Annotated in this window: 17 protein-coding genes; 6 read left to right on the forward strand and 11 right to left on the reverse strand. The window is 61.4% G+C overall.

What is annotated here, in order from left to right:
* Positions 1-46: 46 nt before the first annotated feature.
* Together B7H23_RS15000 and B7H23_RS15005 are read right to left on the reverse strand one after the other, a co-directional pair.
* Positions 47-1,288 (reverse strand): DNA-packaging protein, encoded by a 1,242-nt coding sequence (locus B7H23_RS15000; protein ID WP_094078436.1) that lies wholly within the window; start codon positions 1,286-1,288, stop codon positions 47-49.
* A gap of 80 nt (positions 1,289-1,368) precedes the next feature.
* On the reverse strand, positions 1,369-1,767 hold the full coding sequence (locus B7H23_RS15005) for a hypothetical protein (protein WP_143534787.1): 399 nt from the start codon (positions 1,765-1,767) through the stop codon (positions 1,369-1,371).
* 182 nt (positions 1,768-1,949) lie between these two features.
* On the opposite strand from B7H23_RS15005, the gene B7H23_RS16270 reads away from it, so the two are divergent.
* From B7H23_RS16270 to B7H23_RS15025, 5 genes are all read left to right on the forward strand, one after another.
* The gene (locus B7H23_RS16270) at positions 1,950-2,078 is read left to right on the forward strand and encodes a hypothetical protein (RefSeq protein WP_276295071.1); all 129 of its coding nucleotides are present in this window, start codon (positions 1,950-1,952) and stop codon (positions 2,076-2,078) included.
* On the forward strand, positions 2,075-4,219 hold the full coding sequence (locus tag B7H23_RS15010) for a transglycosylase domain-containing protein (RefSeq protein ID WP_240535134.1): 2,145 nt from the start codon (positions 2,075-2,077) through the stop codon (positions 4,217-4,219). The genes B7H23_RS16270 and B7H23_RS15010 overlap by 4 nt, the downstream gene beginning before the upstream one ends.
* A 103-nt stretch (positions 4,220-4,322) precedes the next feature.
* Positions 4,323-4,910, forward strand: coding sequence for a DUF1214 domain-containing protein (locus B7H23_RS15015; RefSeq protein ID WP_094078235.1), 588 nt, complete (start codon positions 4,323-4,325; stop codon positions 4,908-4,910).
* The gene (locus tag B7H23_RS15020) at positions 4,903-5,433 is read left to right on the forward strand and encodes a DUF1254 domain-containing protein (protein WP_094078236.1); all 531 of its coding nucleotides are present in this window, start codon (positions 4,903-4,905) and stop codon (positions 5,431-5,433) included. The genes B7H23_RS15015 and B7H23_RS15020 overlap by 8 nt, the downstream gene beginning before the upstream one ends.
* Before the next feature lie 358 nt (positions 5,434-5,791).
* Positions 5,792-6,862: a hypothetical protein gene (locus tag B7H23_RS15025; protein WP_143534788.1), complete on the forward strand. Its 1,071-nt coding sequence runs from the start codon at positions 5,792-5,794 to the stop codon at positions 6,860-6,862.
* A 15-nt stretch (positions 6,863-6,877) separates the two neighbouring features.
* Here B7H23_RS15025 and B7H23_RS15030 read toward each other — a convergent pair whose 3' ends face one another.
* From B7H23_RS15030 to B7H23_RS15040, 3 genes are read right to left on the reverse strand one after another with little or no spacing between them, the layout of a single operon-like run.
* A complete protein-coding gene (locus B7H23_RS15030) occupies positions 6,878-7,246 on the reverse strand; it encodes a DUF1491 family protein (RefSeq protein WP_240535135.1) in 369 nt (122 codons plus the stop codon).
* Between the two features lie 25 nt (positions 7,247-7,271).
* Entirely contained in the window at positions 7,272-8,006 is a 735-nt protein-coding gene (locus B7H23_RS15035; RefSeq protein WP_158215852.1) for a peptidoglycan-binding domain-containing protein, read from the reverse strand.
* 22 nt (positions 8,007-8,028) lie between these two features.
* Positions 8,029-9,804 carry an MFS domain-containing histidine kinase gene (locus tag B7H23_RS15040; RefSeq protein WP_143534790.1) on the reverse strand — a complete coding sequence of 592 codons (1,776 nt, stop codon included), beginning with the start codon at positions 9,802-9,804 and terminating at the stop codon, positions 8,029-8,031.
* Positions 9,805-10,214: 410 nt separating this feature from the next.
* On the opposite strand from B7H23_RS15040, the gene B7H23_RS15045 reads away from it, so the two are divergent.
* A complete protein-coding gene (locus B7H23_RS15045; protein WP_420814493.1) occupies positions 10,215-10,646 on the forward strand; it encodes a SufE family protein in 432 nt (143 codons plus the stop codon).
* Between the two features lie 33 nt (positions 10,647-10,679).
* Here the strand turns inward: B7H23_RS15045 and B7H23_RS15050 are convergent, their stop codons facing one another.
* The 6 genes from B7H23_RS15050 to B7H23_RS15075 form a co-directional block, all read right to left on the reverse strand.
* On the reverse strand, positions 10,680-11,102 hold the full coding sequence (locus tag B7H23_RS15050; protein WP_240535136.1) for a helix-turn-helix domain-containing protein: 423 nt from the start codon (positions 11,100-11,102) through the stop codon (positions 10,680-10,682).
* 159 nt (positions 11,103-11,261) lie between these two features.
* Positions 11,262-11,687: a Ros/MucR family transcriptional regulator gene (locus B7H23_RS15055; protein WP_094078242.1), complete on the reverse strand. Its 426-nt coding sequence runs from the start codon at positions 11,685-11,687 to the stop codon at positions 11,262-11,264.
* A 190-nt stretch (positions 11,688-11,877) separates the two neighbouring features.
* Positions 11,878-12,240, reverse strand: a complete 363-nt coding sequence (gene mnhG / locus B7H23_RS15060) for a monovalent cation/H(+) antiporter subunit G (protein WP_094078243.1) — start codon at positions 12,238-12,240, stop codon at positions 11,878-11,880.
* Complete coding sequence (locus B7H23_RS15065; protein ID WP_240535137.1) at positions 12,237-12,569, reverse strand: cation:proton antiporter; 333 nt, start codon at positions 12,567-12,569, stop codon at positions 12,237-12,239. Before B7H23_RS15065 ends, mnhG begins: the two co-directional genes overlap by 4 nt.
* A complete protein-coding gene (locus B7H23_RS15070) occupies positions 12,566-13,039 on the reverse strand; it encodes a Na+/H+ antiporter subunit E (RefSeq protein WP_094078244.1) in 474 nt (157 codons plus the stop codon). Before B7H23_RS15070 ends, B7H23_RS15065 begins: the two co-directional genes overlap by 4 nt.
* 3 nt (positions 13,040-13,042) lie before the next feature.
* On the reverse strand, positions 13,043-14,602 hold the full coding sequence (locus B7H23_RS15075) for a Na+/H+ antiporter subunit D (RefSeq protein ID WP_094078245.1): 1,560 nt from the start codon (positions 14,600-14,602) through the stop codon (positions 13,043-13,045).

Below are 14,602 nucleotides of genomic sequence, written 5' to 3' on the forward strand. Positions count from 1 at the left end.
AGCGTGAAGAAGATCTGCGCAAAAATGTTTCTGATATGTTCCCATTTCATACGCCCCTCACCCTTGGCGCGCGTCCAAGGCCATTCATCAGTTCGGCAATAGCCCAGACCAGTGCATCGACACGGTCGGGAGATCTGTTGCCGGTCAGGCCGGACGGGCCGAAATCGCACATCTCGTCGACCAGTTCAGGAAAATGCGCTGCGTGACCGACACGGCCCTGCGCGTAAAGCGCCGCGACCGGTTCGGCGCGCAGCCATTTGCCCCGGCTGGCGCGCACGGCTTTCACGGGCACGGCGGGGTCGACGGTGCGGATGACGCTTTCCACCATGGCCCCGCCCTGATTGACTTCGGCGACGATCAGGTCCGCCTCCAGTGAATGATAGAGGGCTACCGCGCGCGCCGCCCAACCGTCCGGCTGAAGGCCCTGCACGCTGGCGTCGGCCAGCACGACGATGCCTCCACGGAGATCCGTTCCCGCTGCGATGAGTCCGCAGGCATCAGAGCGTGCATTCGCGCTGGCCGGCGGATCGACGGCAACGACGATGCGCGACAGAGCTTCAGCGGAAACCGGCTCGACGATCGCTTCCAGCCGATTCCGGCTCCAGAGCGCGTCGGAGCGATCCTCGATCAGTTCGCCGTCCAGCTCCTGGCGACCGAGACGGGTGCCGGCATAACGGTCCGTCACGGCTTGGAGAAAGCCCGGCGCGAGATTGCCGGCATTGTCACTGGTCCGCATTCGCGTCACGGTGAAACCGTCCTCGCGCATCAGGCGCTTGACCAGGGCTGTCGCACGAGGCGTGGTGGTGACAAGCTGGCGCGGCTCTTCACCGAGGCGCAGACCGAATTGCAGCATGTCCCAGACGTGTTCGGCATTGTTCCATTTGGCCAGTTCGTCGCACCAGGCGGCATCGAATTGCGGGCCACGCAACGCATCGGGGTCTTCGGATGAGAAGATCTGCGCCGTCGCCCCATTGTCGAACAGGACACGCCGCCGGCTGGTTTCGAAGCGGGGTCTCTCACTTCCCCTCGCTATGCCCAGAATGCCGCTGGCGCCAGCGACCATCACTTCGCGCGCATCGCCAAGCGTCTCCGCAACCAAGGCAATCCGCCCGTAGCGCAGCCCGTTCGTCGTGAAGGGTGGCAGGCCGAGCACGAGCGCGCGGACCCATTCGGCCCCGAGGCGCGTCTTGCCGCTGCCGCGCCCGCCGACAACCAGCCAACGTTTTGGCGCATCGGGTAGCGGGTACTGCTTGGCACGGGCGGTCATGAACCATTCACGGCCAGCCATCCGCACATCTTCCGCGTTCAATGCATCCTTCGACCAAGCCTCCTGCTCCGCCAGGCGATCCGGATCGGGTTTGCCGCCGTTCATGCAGCGGAATCCGGTCCGGATACGCTCTTCGCATCCGCGGCTTCGGCCACCTCGCCATTTTTGGCCATTTCACCGGCCAGTTGTAGAATGCGGCTATTGATGCGCTCCAACACGGGGCCAAGTTGCTCCGTCTCGTCATGGCTGGTTTCGCCAAGGCGTTCGCAGGCGGCTTCCAGCTTGTCCACGGCCCGCAGAAGAACATGAATCGCGTCGATATCGGCTTTTGGCAAAGGCGTCCCGACGGGCCGATCCGTTGCCGCGTCCAGCCGCGCCCACAGCCTGTCGCGCAGTCGCGCCAACTCCGCCTCTCCGGCTCTGCCGCGATGGCCGCGCCGAATGATCCAGCCCTGCTTTGCGGCCTTCTGCCGGATCGTCATTTCTTCAAGCTCGCTCATCCGAGCGGCCGCTTCAAAATCGAAGGGCAGATGCTCCGCCCATGCCCGCAGGATGGACCAATGCGCGCTTGCCAACATAAGGCTGCTCCAATGACCATTTGAAAGATGCCGCGCGCCTCCTCGCGCCGCCAACGAAGCATAATGCCAGCTTGCCGACCGTGAAGAAGCGGCCCAAATCCCCGATGGGACGGACAGAGGGTTTCGAACGCGCCGGGATCGGCTATCATGCCCGGATCGCGAAGGCGCCGCATTTGCGGACCATAGGCCGGGCTTTGGTCCGGCAGGACATCACGGACTGGAAACGCTGGTGAACGATAAAAGGCCAACGGGAACACGGCCTCGATTCAAGGTCTCGCGGCTGATCGGCCTCGATGCCTGGCTGGATTCCAGCCTTTACAATCTGCGCTCCACCCTTGGCGAAGCGTGGGAGCGCATCACGATTTTCTCGCGCAAGTTCCGGGTCTATGGCTGGAAACGCGGGGCGATCGAAGTGCTTTCGGAAGCCGGAACGCTCGGCACGGTGGGCATCGTTCTGTTTTACGTTCTTGCCATTCCGGCATTCGAGAAGACAGAAGGCGACTGGCGCCAGCAGGACGGCATGGCCGTCACCTTTCTGGACCGTTACGGCCGAAATATCGGCCAGCGTGGCGATTATCAGCGTGATTCCGTGCCGGTCGACCAACTGCCGGATCACCTCATCAAAGCCATCATGGCGACCGAAGATCGCCGCTTCTTCGAGCATTTTGGCATCGACGTTCTGGGCCTGACGCGCGCCATGATGGAGAATGCCCGTTCCGGCGGCGTCGTCCAGGGCGGATCGACGCTGACCCAGCAACTCGCCAAGAACCTCTTTCTTAGCAACGAACGCACGTTGCAGCGTAAGATCAAGGAGGCCTATCTTTCGCTATGGCTGGAGCAGAACCTGACGAAGAAGGAGATCCTGCAGCTCTATATCGACCGCGCCTATATGGGAGGCGGCGTGCACGGCGTCGCGGCGGCGGCCGAGTTCTACTTCGGCAAGGATGTGCGCGAGGTCAATCTTGCGGAATCGGCCATGCTGGCGGGCCTGTTCAAAGCGCCCTCCGGCTACGCGCCCCATGTCAACCTGCCGGCCGCCCGCGCTCGTGCGAACGAGGTGCTGACCAATCTGGTACAGGCCGGTTTCATGACCGAGGGACAGGTTAGCTCGGCCCGCCTTCAGCCGGCTTCCGCCATCGAACGGGACGTCACGGATTCGCCGGACTACTATCTGGACTGGGCGTTCGAGGAGGTGAAGACGATTGCCGGCGACCTTCCCTCGCGCAGTCTCATCGTTCGAACCGCCTTCGACCCAACCCTGCAACAAGCGTCCGAAGAAAGCTGCGAATTCCATCTGCGGCAATTCGGCAAATCCTACAACGTCCAGGAATGCGCGCTCGTCATGATGGAACCGGACGGTCTGGTCCGGGCCATGGTGGGCGGACGGGACTACGGCAAGAGCCAGTTCAACCGTGCCGTCAATGCCGAGCGTCAGCCCGGCTCGTCGTTCAAGCCCTACGTCTACGCGGCGGCGATCGAAGGAGGGATGAAGGCGAGTACGCGGGTCGTCGACGGGCCGGTGAACTGGAACGGCTGGAGCCCGCAGAATTACAATCTGGATTATCGTGGCCGGACCGACCTTCAGACCGCCCTCATCAAATCGATCAACACCATCCCGGCCCATCTGGTCCGCCGCTACATCAAGGGCGGCGTCGATACGGTTGCCGATCTGGCCGAGAAGATGGGCGTCGAAACGCCGGTGCTACGTCATAAAACTATGGTGCTCGGCGCCGGCAGCATCACCGTACTGGATCAGGCAACGGGCTACGCCGTCTTCGCGGCGGGCGGCATCCGCCACGGGCACCACGCCTTTACGCAGATTCTCGACCAGGACGGCGATGTCATCTGGCGGCTGAACGAGCGGACCGACCAACCGGAGCGCGTCCTCTCCGAAAACGCTGCGGCGGAGATGAACAAGATCCTCGTCCAGATCCCCGAATGGGGCACGGCGCGCCGTGCGGCGCTCGAAGGCATTCCCTCCGCGGGCAAGACCGGCACCACACAATCCTACCGCGACGGCTGGTATGTCGGCTTCACCGGCAATTACGTGGCAGCCGTGTGGCTCGGCAATGACGATTACCGGCCCACCAACCGCATGACAGGCGGCTCACTGCCAGCGCTGGTCTGGAACCGTCTGATGCGGGTCGCCCACCAGGGTGCGCGATTGAAACCGATACCGGGCGCCGAGCGGCCCGTTCCCGAAACGGTGGACATCGCCGCGGCAGAAGGCGAAGAGGTCTCGCCTGTATCCAACACGCCGCGGGGTCTACTTCCGGAACTGCAGGACGCCGTAACCGCGCTCGGCGTCCTGTTCGAAAGTGCCCGCCCGCTCGATCCGCCCCTGTCCGATAGCCAGCTGCGTGCCTCACGATAAGGGTCGCCGCACAAATTCGAAACGTTCGGTGCGTCTGCCATCCGGCTTGCGGCTTGCCCACACTCTTCGCTAAACCGGCTGTCTCAAAGCGCCAGTGGAACCCATGCTTCGCACGATCCTGCTCACAGCCCTCTCCTGCACGATCGCTCTTGCGCTGGGCGGCGGCAGCGCATGGTTCGCCCTGGAGCGTGCCGATGCGCTCGGCGCGCTGAATGTCGGCAAATGGGTCGCCTATCCCGAAGCCGGGACCGACCGCGCCGATCCCTACACACGAGCGCGCATCGCCCGAAACGCCGACCTGCCGCTTGCGCCGGCCGAGGGGCTGGTCTTTTCGCGCCGTCTGGATGAGGCCGATCGGCCGCTGCGGGCCGGATGCCAATATCTTCTGGCGGGACGCCTGCCCTCCGCGCGATTCTGGACTCTGCATGCAGCGTCGCTTTCCGCCAATGGCACCGTTGCCGATGATAACCGGCGAACCGCGCTTCATTCGCGCGCGCTGCTGCGCGAGCCGGATGGTTCGATCCGCATTGCCGTTGGGCCGCGCATCCGTGCCGGCAATTGGCTTCCCGTCACTGGTAACGGGCCATTCCGCCTCGTTCTGTCGCTCTACGACACGCCGCTTGGCAGCGGCACGTCGATTACGCCGCTCGGCATGCCGACCATGACGCTGGAAGAGGCTTGCGATGCGTAGACTGCTTCTTTCCCTGGCTGTCGGCCTTGCAGGCGCCGGCCTCGTTCACATCGCCGTCGTGTTTCTCATTCCGTCTGCCGCACCTGCCAGTGCTTGGAGTCGAATTCGCGAGGTCTCCGAACCGTTCCAACTCCGACGGCTCGATAATAGCGGGATCGTCTACGATGCCGATCCCCTCTTCAAGGTCGCTGCATGCCGCTTCGATCTGCGGCGCGGCCCGCTTCGTATCAGGGCCACCGGAAATGTGCCGTTCTGGTCGGTCGCCATCATGGATGCGCAGGGGCGGACCTCATGGTCGATCAACGACCGCAACGGCACCGATGACGATCTGGATTTGATGGTGGTCAACCGGCTGCAGGAAATCGAGATCAAGCGGGAGACGCCACCCGGCCTCGCCAGCACGGTGTTCGCGCTTTTCAACGACGATGAAGGCATAGCGGTCCTCAGGATCTTCCATCCTGATGACAGCTATGCGCCTGTGAGCGACAGCTTCCTGAAATCGGTCAGCTGCGAGCCATTCTGACGCTTATTGTGCCCCCCGAAACCAGGCATCATGCCCGGACGCGGTTGCGCTTGCCTTTGCCAACGCTCCGGCTAGCGGCGCTCCTGGCGTGTTCGGGAATCGATTCATAGCGAACGCCGTCAAACAGCAAAATCGTGCACTGTTCGCCTGGCATTCGTCGGGACGGCCGCCGGCCCCTTTTTTCATTGAATGCAGCCATCGGAATTATCGTCGCCATTCGGCTTCTCCGCGGTCATGACATCCTCGCACCCAAGGGTAGAATGATCACGGCTCGGTTAACGAGGCGCTAACGGATTACCAACGATTTACCAATAGGGTGATCAGCAACGTCGAATTCGATCTCTATCAAAGGTGCGCCGTGCCACATTCCGCTCTTCGCAAGCGACTAGTTTCGGACCGCAACAGCGAAGCGCGAAACGACGAGCTGTTCCGCCAGGCCGTCGGCACGTTCGCAGCATTGTCCCGGCCCTCCCATCATGAGATCCGGCAGCTCGAAACGCTGACCCTCGCGCTTTACGAGAAAACCGGACCGGACGCGCGCCGTTACGCCGCCGCCGTTCTTTCCGAGCGCTCCCGGGTGCCGCGCGGTCTTCTGATGAAGCTGGCGCTGGAGCCTGTGCCCACCGCCGCACCGCTTCTGTCCCGGACGCAGGCGCTGTCCACCCGCGACTGGCTGAGCATCATCAAGCAGACCGATATCGACCATGCGCGAGTGATTGCACGACGAACGGACCTGCCTACAGCCGTCCGGGCGATCCTTGCCCATCTGGAGCGCAAACAGGGCGCAGCGAGTGGCGTCGTCGTGCCATCCATGCCGGATGCAACCACTGCCGAATCAGTTATCGCTCCCGCGAAATCACCCAAGTCGCTCAAGGACGTGCAGTTGCAGTTGCGCGCCGCCATGGCCGGAAACAGTGCCGGTATCTCTGACAGGGCAGAAACGGCGCCGCTCAAGCCGATCTCCGAGAAGCGCTCCACGCTTCTTTCACGCTTGCGGGAGACGGCCCTGACCGGCGATATCGAACTGTTCGGCACGGCCCTCGCCGATGCACTCGCCATTGAATACGCTGTTGCCCACGACATCGTCTACGCCAAGGGTACGCACGATCTCGTCATGGCGCTTCGCGCCCTCAGCCTGCCGGTCGCCGAGGCTCATCTGATTGTCCGGGCTGCGCGCCCCGATACCTTGACCACGACCGCGAGCACCCGCCTCTTTATCGAACGGTTCAGCGGCCTTTCCGCAACGCAGGCCGACGACCGCCTACAGGATTGGCGGCAGCAGTCCGCCTGGATCCAAGCCGCCGCTCCAATGCCGCCCGCCGAGCCAGAGCCGGCCCAGGACGATGATTGGGACCAGCGGAACGAGGTGGATTTCGACACGTTGGAAGGTGGTAACGACGTCTATCCCGCGCTCCGCGCGGTCGGCTGAGTCCGTCGGTCCCTATCAGTTTTCCAGTGAATCGTCCCGGTCGATAGCGACGAGGTCATCGATCGACGGGCCGCCGTCCAGTTCGACCAACCACAGATCGGGGTCAAACCGGCGTTCCTTCTCCATCCGCTGCTCAATCGTTTCGTCAAAGGGATCGTCGATCTCGGCAAGTTGGCGGAACCGGCGTTCGACGGGCCGGCCCTCTTCATAGGATGTCTGTGCCGCCGGGCCGTAGAGCACCTGGCTCCCCGTCCCTATCCGCACCAGAATAAAGATTGCCCCGGCCTCTTCGGCTCCCTTACGCAGGATGGCGGCAAAACCACCTTCGGCAAAGACGCGGCGCGTCATCGCTGCAACCACCAAAGCGCTGGTCAAACGGCTCAAAACCGGTACGTCCCGGTTCGAACGCTCAGCGGAGGAAGCCGCGTTGCCGCAAGCGTGTGCGGGTGGCTTCATCCGGCTCGCCTGTCTCGGCAAGACCCTCGATCTTCTGAAACGTCTCTAGAGCGTCGGCGGTCTGGGCACCCATCATGCCATCGACCGTCAATTCATGAAAACCGAAATTTACGAGCGCCTGCTGGACCGTCAGCACGGTCTCGTCGCCGATACTGCCAGTCGCCAGGGCGTCGTCGGCCCTCTCACCGCCGTAAAATCCCGGCGCCGGCTTGGGCAGGGGCGGCGCCGAGGCCACGACATCTTTCGACGCGGGATCGATAAGGCTGCGACGCATGGTCGCATCGATCCGACCGGTCTGCGGCAGACCCAGAATTTCCTGATAGCGGCTTATCGCCGTGCTGGTGCGCGGCCCTTTCAGCCCATCAATCTCGCCATCATAGAGGTTGAGATCGGTGAGAACCGACTGGATGCGCGCCAGTTCGGGGTCGCCCATGAGGCGATCACCGGTTGCGGCGTGCTGCCCGCCTGTCTTACGGGCTTTGGACACGACCGCACTGTCACGCGATAGCACAGCCGAAGGGCGATCGAGCGTCTGAAAGAATGGCGAGGGGTGACGGACCGGCTGTTCCAGGCTGTTGCCCGTCACCACGACGCCGAGCGCCACAACGGCAAGGCCCGCCGTCATCAGAATCGGATTGGCCATGAAGAACGCAAGGCCATAGCGTCCTGCCCGTTTCACGACGCGCATCGGCCGTCTCGATCTGCGATTGTCATGCTGTTCGGCGCTGTGGAATATCATGGCTTGCATCAATTGGACTCTGAGTTGCTCCAGATCGGTTCGGCAGAGGAACGGCTTCATCGGCACCGAGGTTCGGGATCGTCACCGTAACTTCCGTGCCCTCGCCGAGCCGGCTTTCAATCCGCATATTGCCGCCCTGCAATTCGGCAAGTCCCTTGACCAGAGACAGGCCGAGACCGGCTCCCTCGTGCTGGCGCGCCAGACCGTTGGCGTCCAACTGCATGAAGGGTTTGCCAAGGCGCGCGAGATCTTCTTCGGCGATGCCGATGCCGGTATCGCGTACGGCAATGATGAAGTTCTTACCCTCGTCGCGCAGGGCCACTTCGACCTTGCCGCCAGCCGGCGTGAACTTGACCGCATTGGACAACAGATTGATCAGGATCTGCTGAACCGAGCGGCGATCGGCATTGAGCGGTCGCAGCGCTTCGCATCCGGCGCGACTGACCGTGACGTTTTCGATTCCGGCCTGCTGCATGGCGATGGAAAGAGGCAGATCAAGCGCCTCCGCCGGGTCGAACTGTTCCCGTTGAATGGCGTAGGCGCCGGCCTCCATCTTGGACAGATCGAGAATGGCGTTGACGACTTTGAGCAGATGGCCGCCCGACGCCGAAATCAGTTCGGCATATTCGCGGTGCCGCTCCAGGCTCTGCGCAGGCATGTCGTCGCTGCTTATCATATCGGCAAAGCCGATAATGGCGTTCAGCGGCGTGCGCAGTTCATGGCTGACGCTGGCCAGAAAGCGGTTGCGCGCACTGGCGAGCGCATCCGCTTCGCCGCGCAGGCTTTCCAGCTCGTTCTGACGTTGCGCCGTTTCGGGGTCGAGCATAAGAAAGCCCACCAGCCGGCCCTCGCGTTCCGGCGACAGCCGAACGGAAATGTCGACGAATGTCGGCTCTCCGGAAATGGCAGGCCTTATACGCATAACGGCGCGCGCATCCTTGCCTTCGCGGGCATCGGCAATGGCGTTCAGCCAGACCACCCGGTCGCCGACATGGATCCGTTCGAAAAAGGACGAGCCGACAAGATGCGCCACATCGACACCCAGCAAAGTCTCCAGCTTATCGCTGGCTGCGAGCAATTCACCGTCCGGCGCGAAGATCACCATTGCACCAGGCAGGTCGTTCGCAAGGTCATGGCGCAGCAGAACATCGTCGTTCAGTGCATCGTCATGGCCGGTCCGAATCGGTTGCTTCATGCGAACCAAAAGACTGCCGATCCAGAGCACCAGACCAACGGACGCCGTGAGGTTCCACAAGGTGCCGCTCGAAGCGGTCCATCCGGTCAGCAGCACGCCGATCGCCGTGCCGGCGGCAAGAGTGGTGGCGAACCCAGTCAATAATGGCCGGCGCAGCGCCCACCAGCCTTCCACTACCGGAACGGCCATGATGAGAAAGGCGATCCCCGTGGCGTTGCCATCCTTGATGAGGATCAGGGCGGCAAAGCCGAGCGCGAAGATGCCTGTCAGCACGGCACAGAGAGTTTCGCGTCCGCTTGCCGACAGCATCGCCGACAGCAGACAGCCTGCCGCGCCGGCAAGAAATGGGAAAGCGAGATGGGCCGGGTCCGTTGCTGAGAGGGGAACGGACAGGATGATCAGAAGAATGGTGATCGACAGGATCGCACCGAACAGCCGCGCCTGCCGCTGGCGTCTTGCCGGGTCCGTCACGTCACGCGCGACGAAGCGATCAAACGCTGCGGCGACGCGATCGCGCCAATCGTCATTTGCGTTTTCAACAGACAGAACCAAGACGCAACCCAATCACTGAGATCAGCAGGGCCGACTTCGAAGCGGTCGACGCAAGCCAACTGGAGACTGACACCACAATGGCCTCGGCAATTTAAAGAAAGGTTCGTTCGCGAACCATGATATCGGGTCCCACCAACCATAGAGTGGGGATCGCGCCAAACTTTTGCCGGCGCAACCCGTCGATCCGAATGGAAGTCGAGCAATTTCAGTATGTTAATATTATATTTCTGCCGTTAACCCTTCGCTCACCACGATCGACAAGATCGCGCGGACGCCGATTAACACCGAGACGCGGACCACGCCTCCGCTTCTTCCCAAACCGGGCCAAGACTGTTCGAAAGACCGTGTTACACGCCGTTTCCTCCAACGCGGACGATGACGCCGGCATCTCAATCGCTTATATGGACGGTATGGACACCGCACCCGATTTCGCCTCCATCCGCGACGATTTCGCATTTCTCGACGACTGGGAAGACCGGTACCGTTACGTTATCGATCTTGGCCGCGATCTGCCCGATTTTCCGGATGAATGGCGAACGGACGCCTATCGGGTGAAAGGTTGTGTCTCTAAAGTCTGGCTGCACACTGCCGAGGTGGCGACGCCACAGGGACGCGTCCTGCATTTTCGTGGCGATTCCGATGCGCATATCGTTCGTGGACTTGTCGCCATCATCCTTGCCATCTTCTCCGGCAAAACGCCCGATGCGATCCTGAAGACCGATGCCGTTTCAATGCTCGACAAGCTTGGTCTCGCTGAGAACATTTCGCCGCAGCGGGCCAATGGCATTCGTGCGATGATCGAACGAATCAGGATGGAAGCATCAGCCATTCAGGACGCCTGACACGCTACGATCGCTTCGGGAACGGTCGAGAGATCAAGCGAAGTTTTCACCCCGATCGCGACGCAGCGTGTAGGCGACAGTGCGTTCCACCGCATCCATCAACGCATCGAAATGCGGATCGTCGCGCAGATCCTCGATACGGTGGCATGCGTGGGTCGCAGTGGTCCGGTCACGGCCAAAAACCATGCCGACTTCCGTCAACGTCAATTGCAGCGTGACGTGGCAAACATACATGGCAACGTGGCGAACGCGCCCGACAGTTAGTCCGCAGCGCGTTGGCTTGCGAATATCGCGGCCGTCGACGGCGAAGATCGCGGCGATCAGATCGATTGCAGCGTCGCCCTGCTGCATGGCCCAGGCCTTGCGATCACCGGGGTGGCAACGCGTGCCGCGCACTCGGACCTGTTCCACGGTCTGTTCGTCGATCTGATGCAGATGAAGCGGCGCGACAGTCATAAAAACACCCCCTTGAGGAATGTTTTCTTATACCAACTCTCGCTCCCGAGTGGAACAAAAAAAGAACATCTGAGATGTTACGCTGGGGGCATTTTGACCCTCACGACGAAAAAGGGCTGCCGAAGCAGCCCTTTAGAACGTCTGAATATCCAAAGGCGATCAGGACTTCGCCTTGCGACCCAGACCGGTCTTCTTGGCCAGCTTGGACCGTGCGGCCGAGTAGTTCGGCGCGACCATCGGATAATCGGCCGGCAGGCCCCATTTTTCGCGATACTGCTCCGGGGTCATGTTGTAGTGGGCCGAAAGGTGCCGCTTCAAAGACTTGAACTTCTTGCCGTCTTCAAGACAGACAATGTAATCGTCATTGACCGAACGCTTCGGGTTCACGGCAGGCTTGGGCTTCTCGGTTTCGGCTACGGCCTGACCAGTACCCTGAATACGGCTGAACGCACCGTGAATTTCAGAAATCAGGCTCGGCAGCTCAGTTGCCGGCACGGGGTTATTGCCCACATAGGCGGTGACGACTTCCGCCGTAAGGTCAATGAGCTGTGCGTCCTGGGCGGTTTTATTTTCAGACGGTTCCATAACAGTGCCTCAATAAGTCTTGTTATCTTACAATAAACCTGGATTGGTTTTGGGAGCGCCTTTCACACGTAGGATGCCCCGTGTCAAGGTAAAGTTATAAGAATAAATTCTTTGGCGCAAGTTGTCGCACTTTGTCAAAACATTGAAGACTGACGTTATTGGCGCCCGGATGTTACGCCTTGCCCAAATTTTAGTAAAGCTGGTCGCTTTCGCCGTCCGTATCTTTTGCTCTTTTCTCGTCACCGAGCGATTTCGACCAGAGCGGATACCCCATATCGTGGGCGGCCTTGGCAAGAAGATGCGCCGAGATCGGCGCCGTCAGCAGGAAGAAGACGACGCCGGCAAGCGCTCTTGTCGCATCGCCAAGATCGCCCGAATGGATGGCCATCGCAATCAAGGTGAGGCCCGAACCCACGGTGCCGGCCTTGGATGCCGAATGCATGCGGCTGTAGATGTCAGGCAGGCGAAGCAGTCCGATCGACGCGGCGAGCGAGAACAACGCACCCGCCAACAACAGCAGCCCCACAAGAATGTTGAGAATGGCTTCGATCATGGCGCGGTCTCCTGCGCCTGTTCCTGGGCGTCGTCATCGTCACCGATATGGCCCCGCATCATGACGAATCTGGCGAAGGCCACGGTTGCAAGAAATCCGACCAGGCCGAGCGCGATCGCGATGTCGATATAGAGGGTGAAGCCCGAGCGAATCCCGATCACCGCGATGAACCCGATCACCACGGAGACAAGCATGTCGAGCGACAGGATCCTGTCCGGCAGGGTCGGACCCAGAATAACGCGCATGACGGTCAGCAGAAACGATGCGCTGAGCAGATAAAGCGCGATCAGTTCCGCCTGATCGAGGAACATTGCACCGAACTCGCTCATTCGAACGCCTCCATGATGCGTCTCTCAAACATGCGCGCAATATCCTGCCGGGTGGCTTCCGGATCGGAACAGTCCAGCGCATGGACCCACAGGGTGCTGTGATCCTCGGATATGTCGACGGATAGGGTTCCGGGCGTCAGCGTGATCATGTTGGCCAGCAAGGTGATCTGCATGTCGCTGCGAACCCGCAGCGGATAGGCGAAAATACCGGGCTGAACATCAAGCCTGGGCGTCAGAACCAGAGCGGCCACACGCCATGCGCTGAACAGCAACTCGCGCAGAAAGACCAGCATCAGCGTACCGATCCGCCAGAGCCGCCGGAAATAGCCGAGCGAGCCGACCTGCTCGCGAATGAAATACATGACGAGCGCGCCGAGTACGAAGCCGAAGATGAGGTTGGCCAGCGTGAAGGAACCGGTGACCGCTGCCCATGCCAGCGCCAGCAGAATATTCATAAGCTGAAGATTCATGCGTTATCCCTCCGGCAGCACGGCGTTGATATAGGTGGCCGCGTCGAGAAGTCCCGCTGCGGCCTGGCGGGAAGCGGCGAGCCACGGTTCCGGATAGAGCCCGCCGGCAAGCGAAACGATGGCGATAGTCGCGACCGGGACGATACGGCTTTTGGACAGGAGCGGGAATGGCGCCAATTCGGACCGTTCCATCTGCGCCGCACGCCAGAAGCCGAATGCGAACATTCGCCCAAGCGCGATCGTCGTTAGCAAGCCGTTCACGAGAATGATTCCGACCGTCACATAGGCCGCCTTCGACAGGGCGGCTTCGACCAGGATCGCTTTCGGCCACAGGCCCGAAAATGGCGGCAGGCCTGCAGTCGCCAGCACGATCCCGAGGCCGCAGAGAAGAAGCGCTGGGGAATGGACCGCAAGCCCGCCCATTTTGAACAGCGAATCGGTGCCAGCCAGCCAGCTCATCGCTCCTGCCAACAGATAAAGCCCGGCCATGACAACCATCGAATGGATGGCGTAGGCGATCGCGCCGCTCAACGCTGCTGCTTCACCGAGCCCGAGACCGACCAGGATGACGCCGATGCCGGAGATGACGGCCCAGCCCACCATCCGGCGGATATCGTTGGAAGCGAGCAGACCCAGCGCACCGGCGATCATGGTGCTATTGGCGACGATCAGCAGGACGGGCGCGAAGGTTTCTCCAAGTTCGGGAAAGACCAGTACAAGCGTGCGCAACAGCGCGTAGACGCCGACCTTCGTCAGCAACGCCGCGAACAGGGCGGAGGAAGCGGAACGGGTGACATGATAGGAGGCCGGCAGCCAAGCGTTGAGCGGAAAGGCGGCGGCCTTCATCAGGAACGCAAAGGTCAACAGGACGCCGAAACTCATGACAGGCGCCCCAAGGTCGCCGCTTCGCGCCTTGATGGCCAGATCCGCCATGTTGAGCGTGCCGGCAATGCCGTAGATGAGACCGACAGTAATAAGGAACAGCGTCGTGGCGACGAGATTGAGTATGGCGTATTTGAAGGTGCCGTCGAGCTGAATCGGGTTGGACCCGAGCGCCAGAAGGCCAAAGCTCGAAATCAGAAGAACCTCGAACCAGACATAGAGGTTGAAGACGTCGCCTGTCAGAAAGGCGCCCGTCACGCCGGCGAGCATCAGAAGATAGAAGGTGAAGTAGCCGTAGCGATATTCAGTGGTGTCGATCTCCGCGGTCGCATAGACCGCGCAAACGAGCCCGATAAAGGCAGTGATCGTTGCGAAGACCGCGCCAAGCGTGTCGACGGCGAAAATGATACCGAAGGGCGGCAGCCAACTGCCCATCGCCATGTGAACGGGGCCTTCGTTCCAGACCCGAATCAGCAGTCCGACATCGGCAGCCAGCATCAGCAGCATGATGGCGATGGAGGCTGGAGCGTGCCAGGCGATCCGTTTGCGTATGAGTAGAAGCGCGGCGGCGCCCAGAAGCGGCAGCGCGACCGGCGCGATCACCAGCCAGTCCCACGCGCCAAGCGCTTCGGTGACCATTGCGAGGGAACGGTCGACTTTGGTTACGCCGGTCGCGGCCAT

Origin of the sequence: Notoacmeibacter marinus, assembly GCF_002238045.1 — a bacterium.
GTDB classification, from domain to species: Bacteria; Pseudomonadota; Alphaproteobacteria; order Rhizobiales; family Rhizobiaceae; genus Notoacmeibacter; species Notoacmeibacter marinus.

Excerpts from the sequence above, each read along its gene's own strand:
- B7H23_RS15050 (WP_240535136.1), bottom strand. The coding sequence starts at position 11,102 with ATGACTGTCGCGCCGCTTCATCTGCATCAGATCGACGAACAGACCGTG.
- B7H23_RS15015 (WP_094078235.1), top strand. The coding sequence starts at position 4,323 with ATGCTTCGCACGATCCTGCTCACAGCCCTCTCCTGCACGATCGCTCTT.
- B7H23_RS15000 (WP_094078436.1), bottom strand. The coding sequence starts at position 1,288 with ATGGCTGGCCGTGAATGGTTCATGACCGCCCGTGCCAAGCAGTACCCG.
- mnhG (WP_094078243.1), bottom strand. The coding sequence starts at position 12,240 with ATGATCGAAGCCATTCTCAACATTCTTGTGGGGCTGCTGTTGTTGGCG.
- B7H23_RS15005 (WP_143534787.1), bottom strand. The coding sequence starts at position 1,767 with ATGAGCGAGCTTGAAGAAATGACGATCCGGCAGAAGGCCGCAAAGCAG.
- B7H23_RS15020 (WP_094078236.1), top strand. The coding sequence starts at position 4,903 with ATGCGTAGACTGCTTCTTTCCCTGGCTGTCGGCCTTGCAGGCGCCGGC.
- B7H23_RS15070 (WP_094078244.1), bottom strand. The coding sequence starts at position 13,039 with ATGAATCTTCAGCTTATGAATATTCTGCTGGCGCTGGCATGGGCAGCG.
- B7H23_RS15055 (WP_094078242.1), bottom strand. The coding sequence starts at position 11,687 with ATGGAACCGTCTGAAAATAAAACCGCCCAGGACGCACAGCTCATTGAC.
- B7H23_RS15035 (WP_158215852.1), bottom strand. The coding sequence starts at position 8,006 with ATGCGCGTCGTGAAACGGGCAGGACGCTATGGCCTTGCGTTCTTCATG.
- B7H23_RS15075 (WP_094078245.1), bottom strand. The coding sequence starts at position 14,602 with ATGGCCGCGACCGGCGTAACCAAAGTCGACCGTTCCCTCGCAATGGTC.
- B7H23_RS16270 (WP_276295071.1), top strand. The coding sequence starts at position 1,950 with ATGGGACGGACAGAGGGTTTCGAACGCGCCGGGATCGGCTATCATGCC.
- B7H23_RS15065 (WP_240535137.1), bottom strand. The coding sequence starts at position 12,569 with ATGAGCGAGTTCGGTGCAATGTTCCTCGATCAGGCGGAACTGATCGCG.
- B7H23_RS15045 (WP_420814493.1), top strand. The coding sequence starts at position 10,215 with ATGGACACCGCACCCGATTTCGCCTCCATCCGCGACGATTTCGCATTT.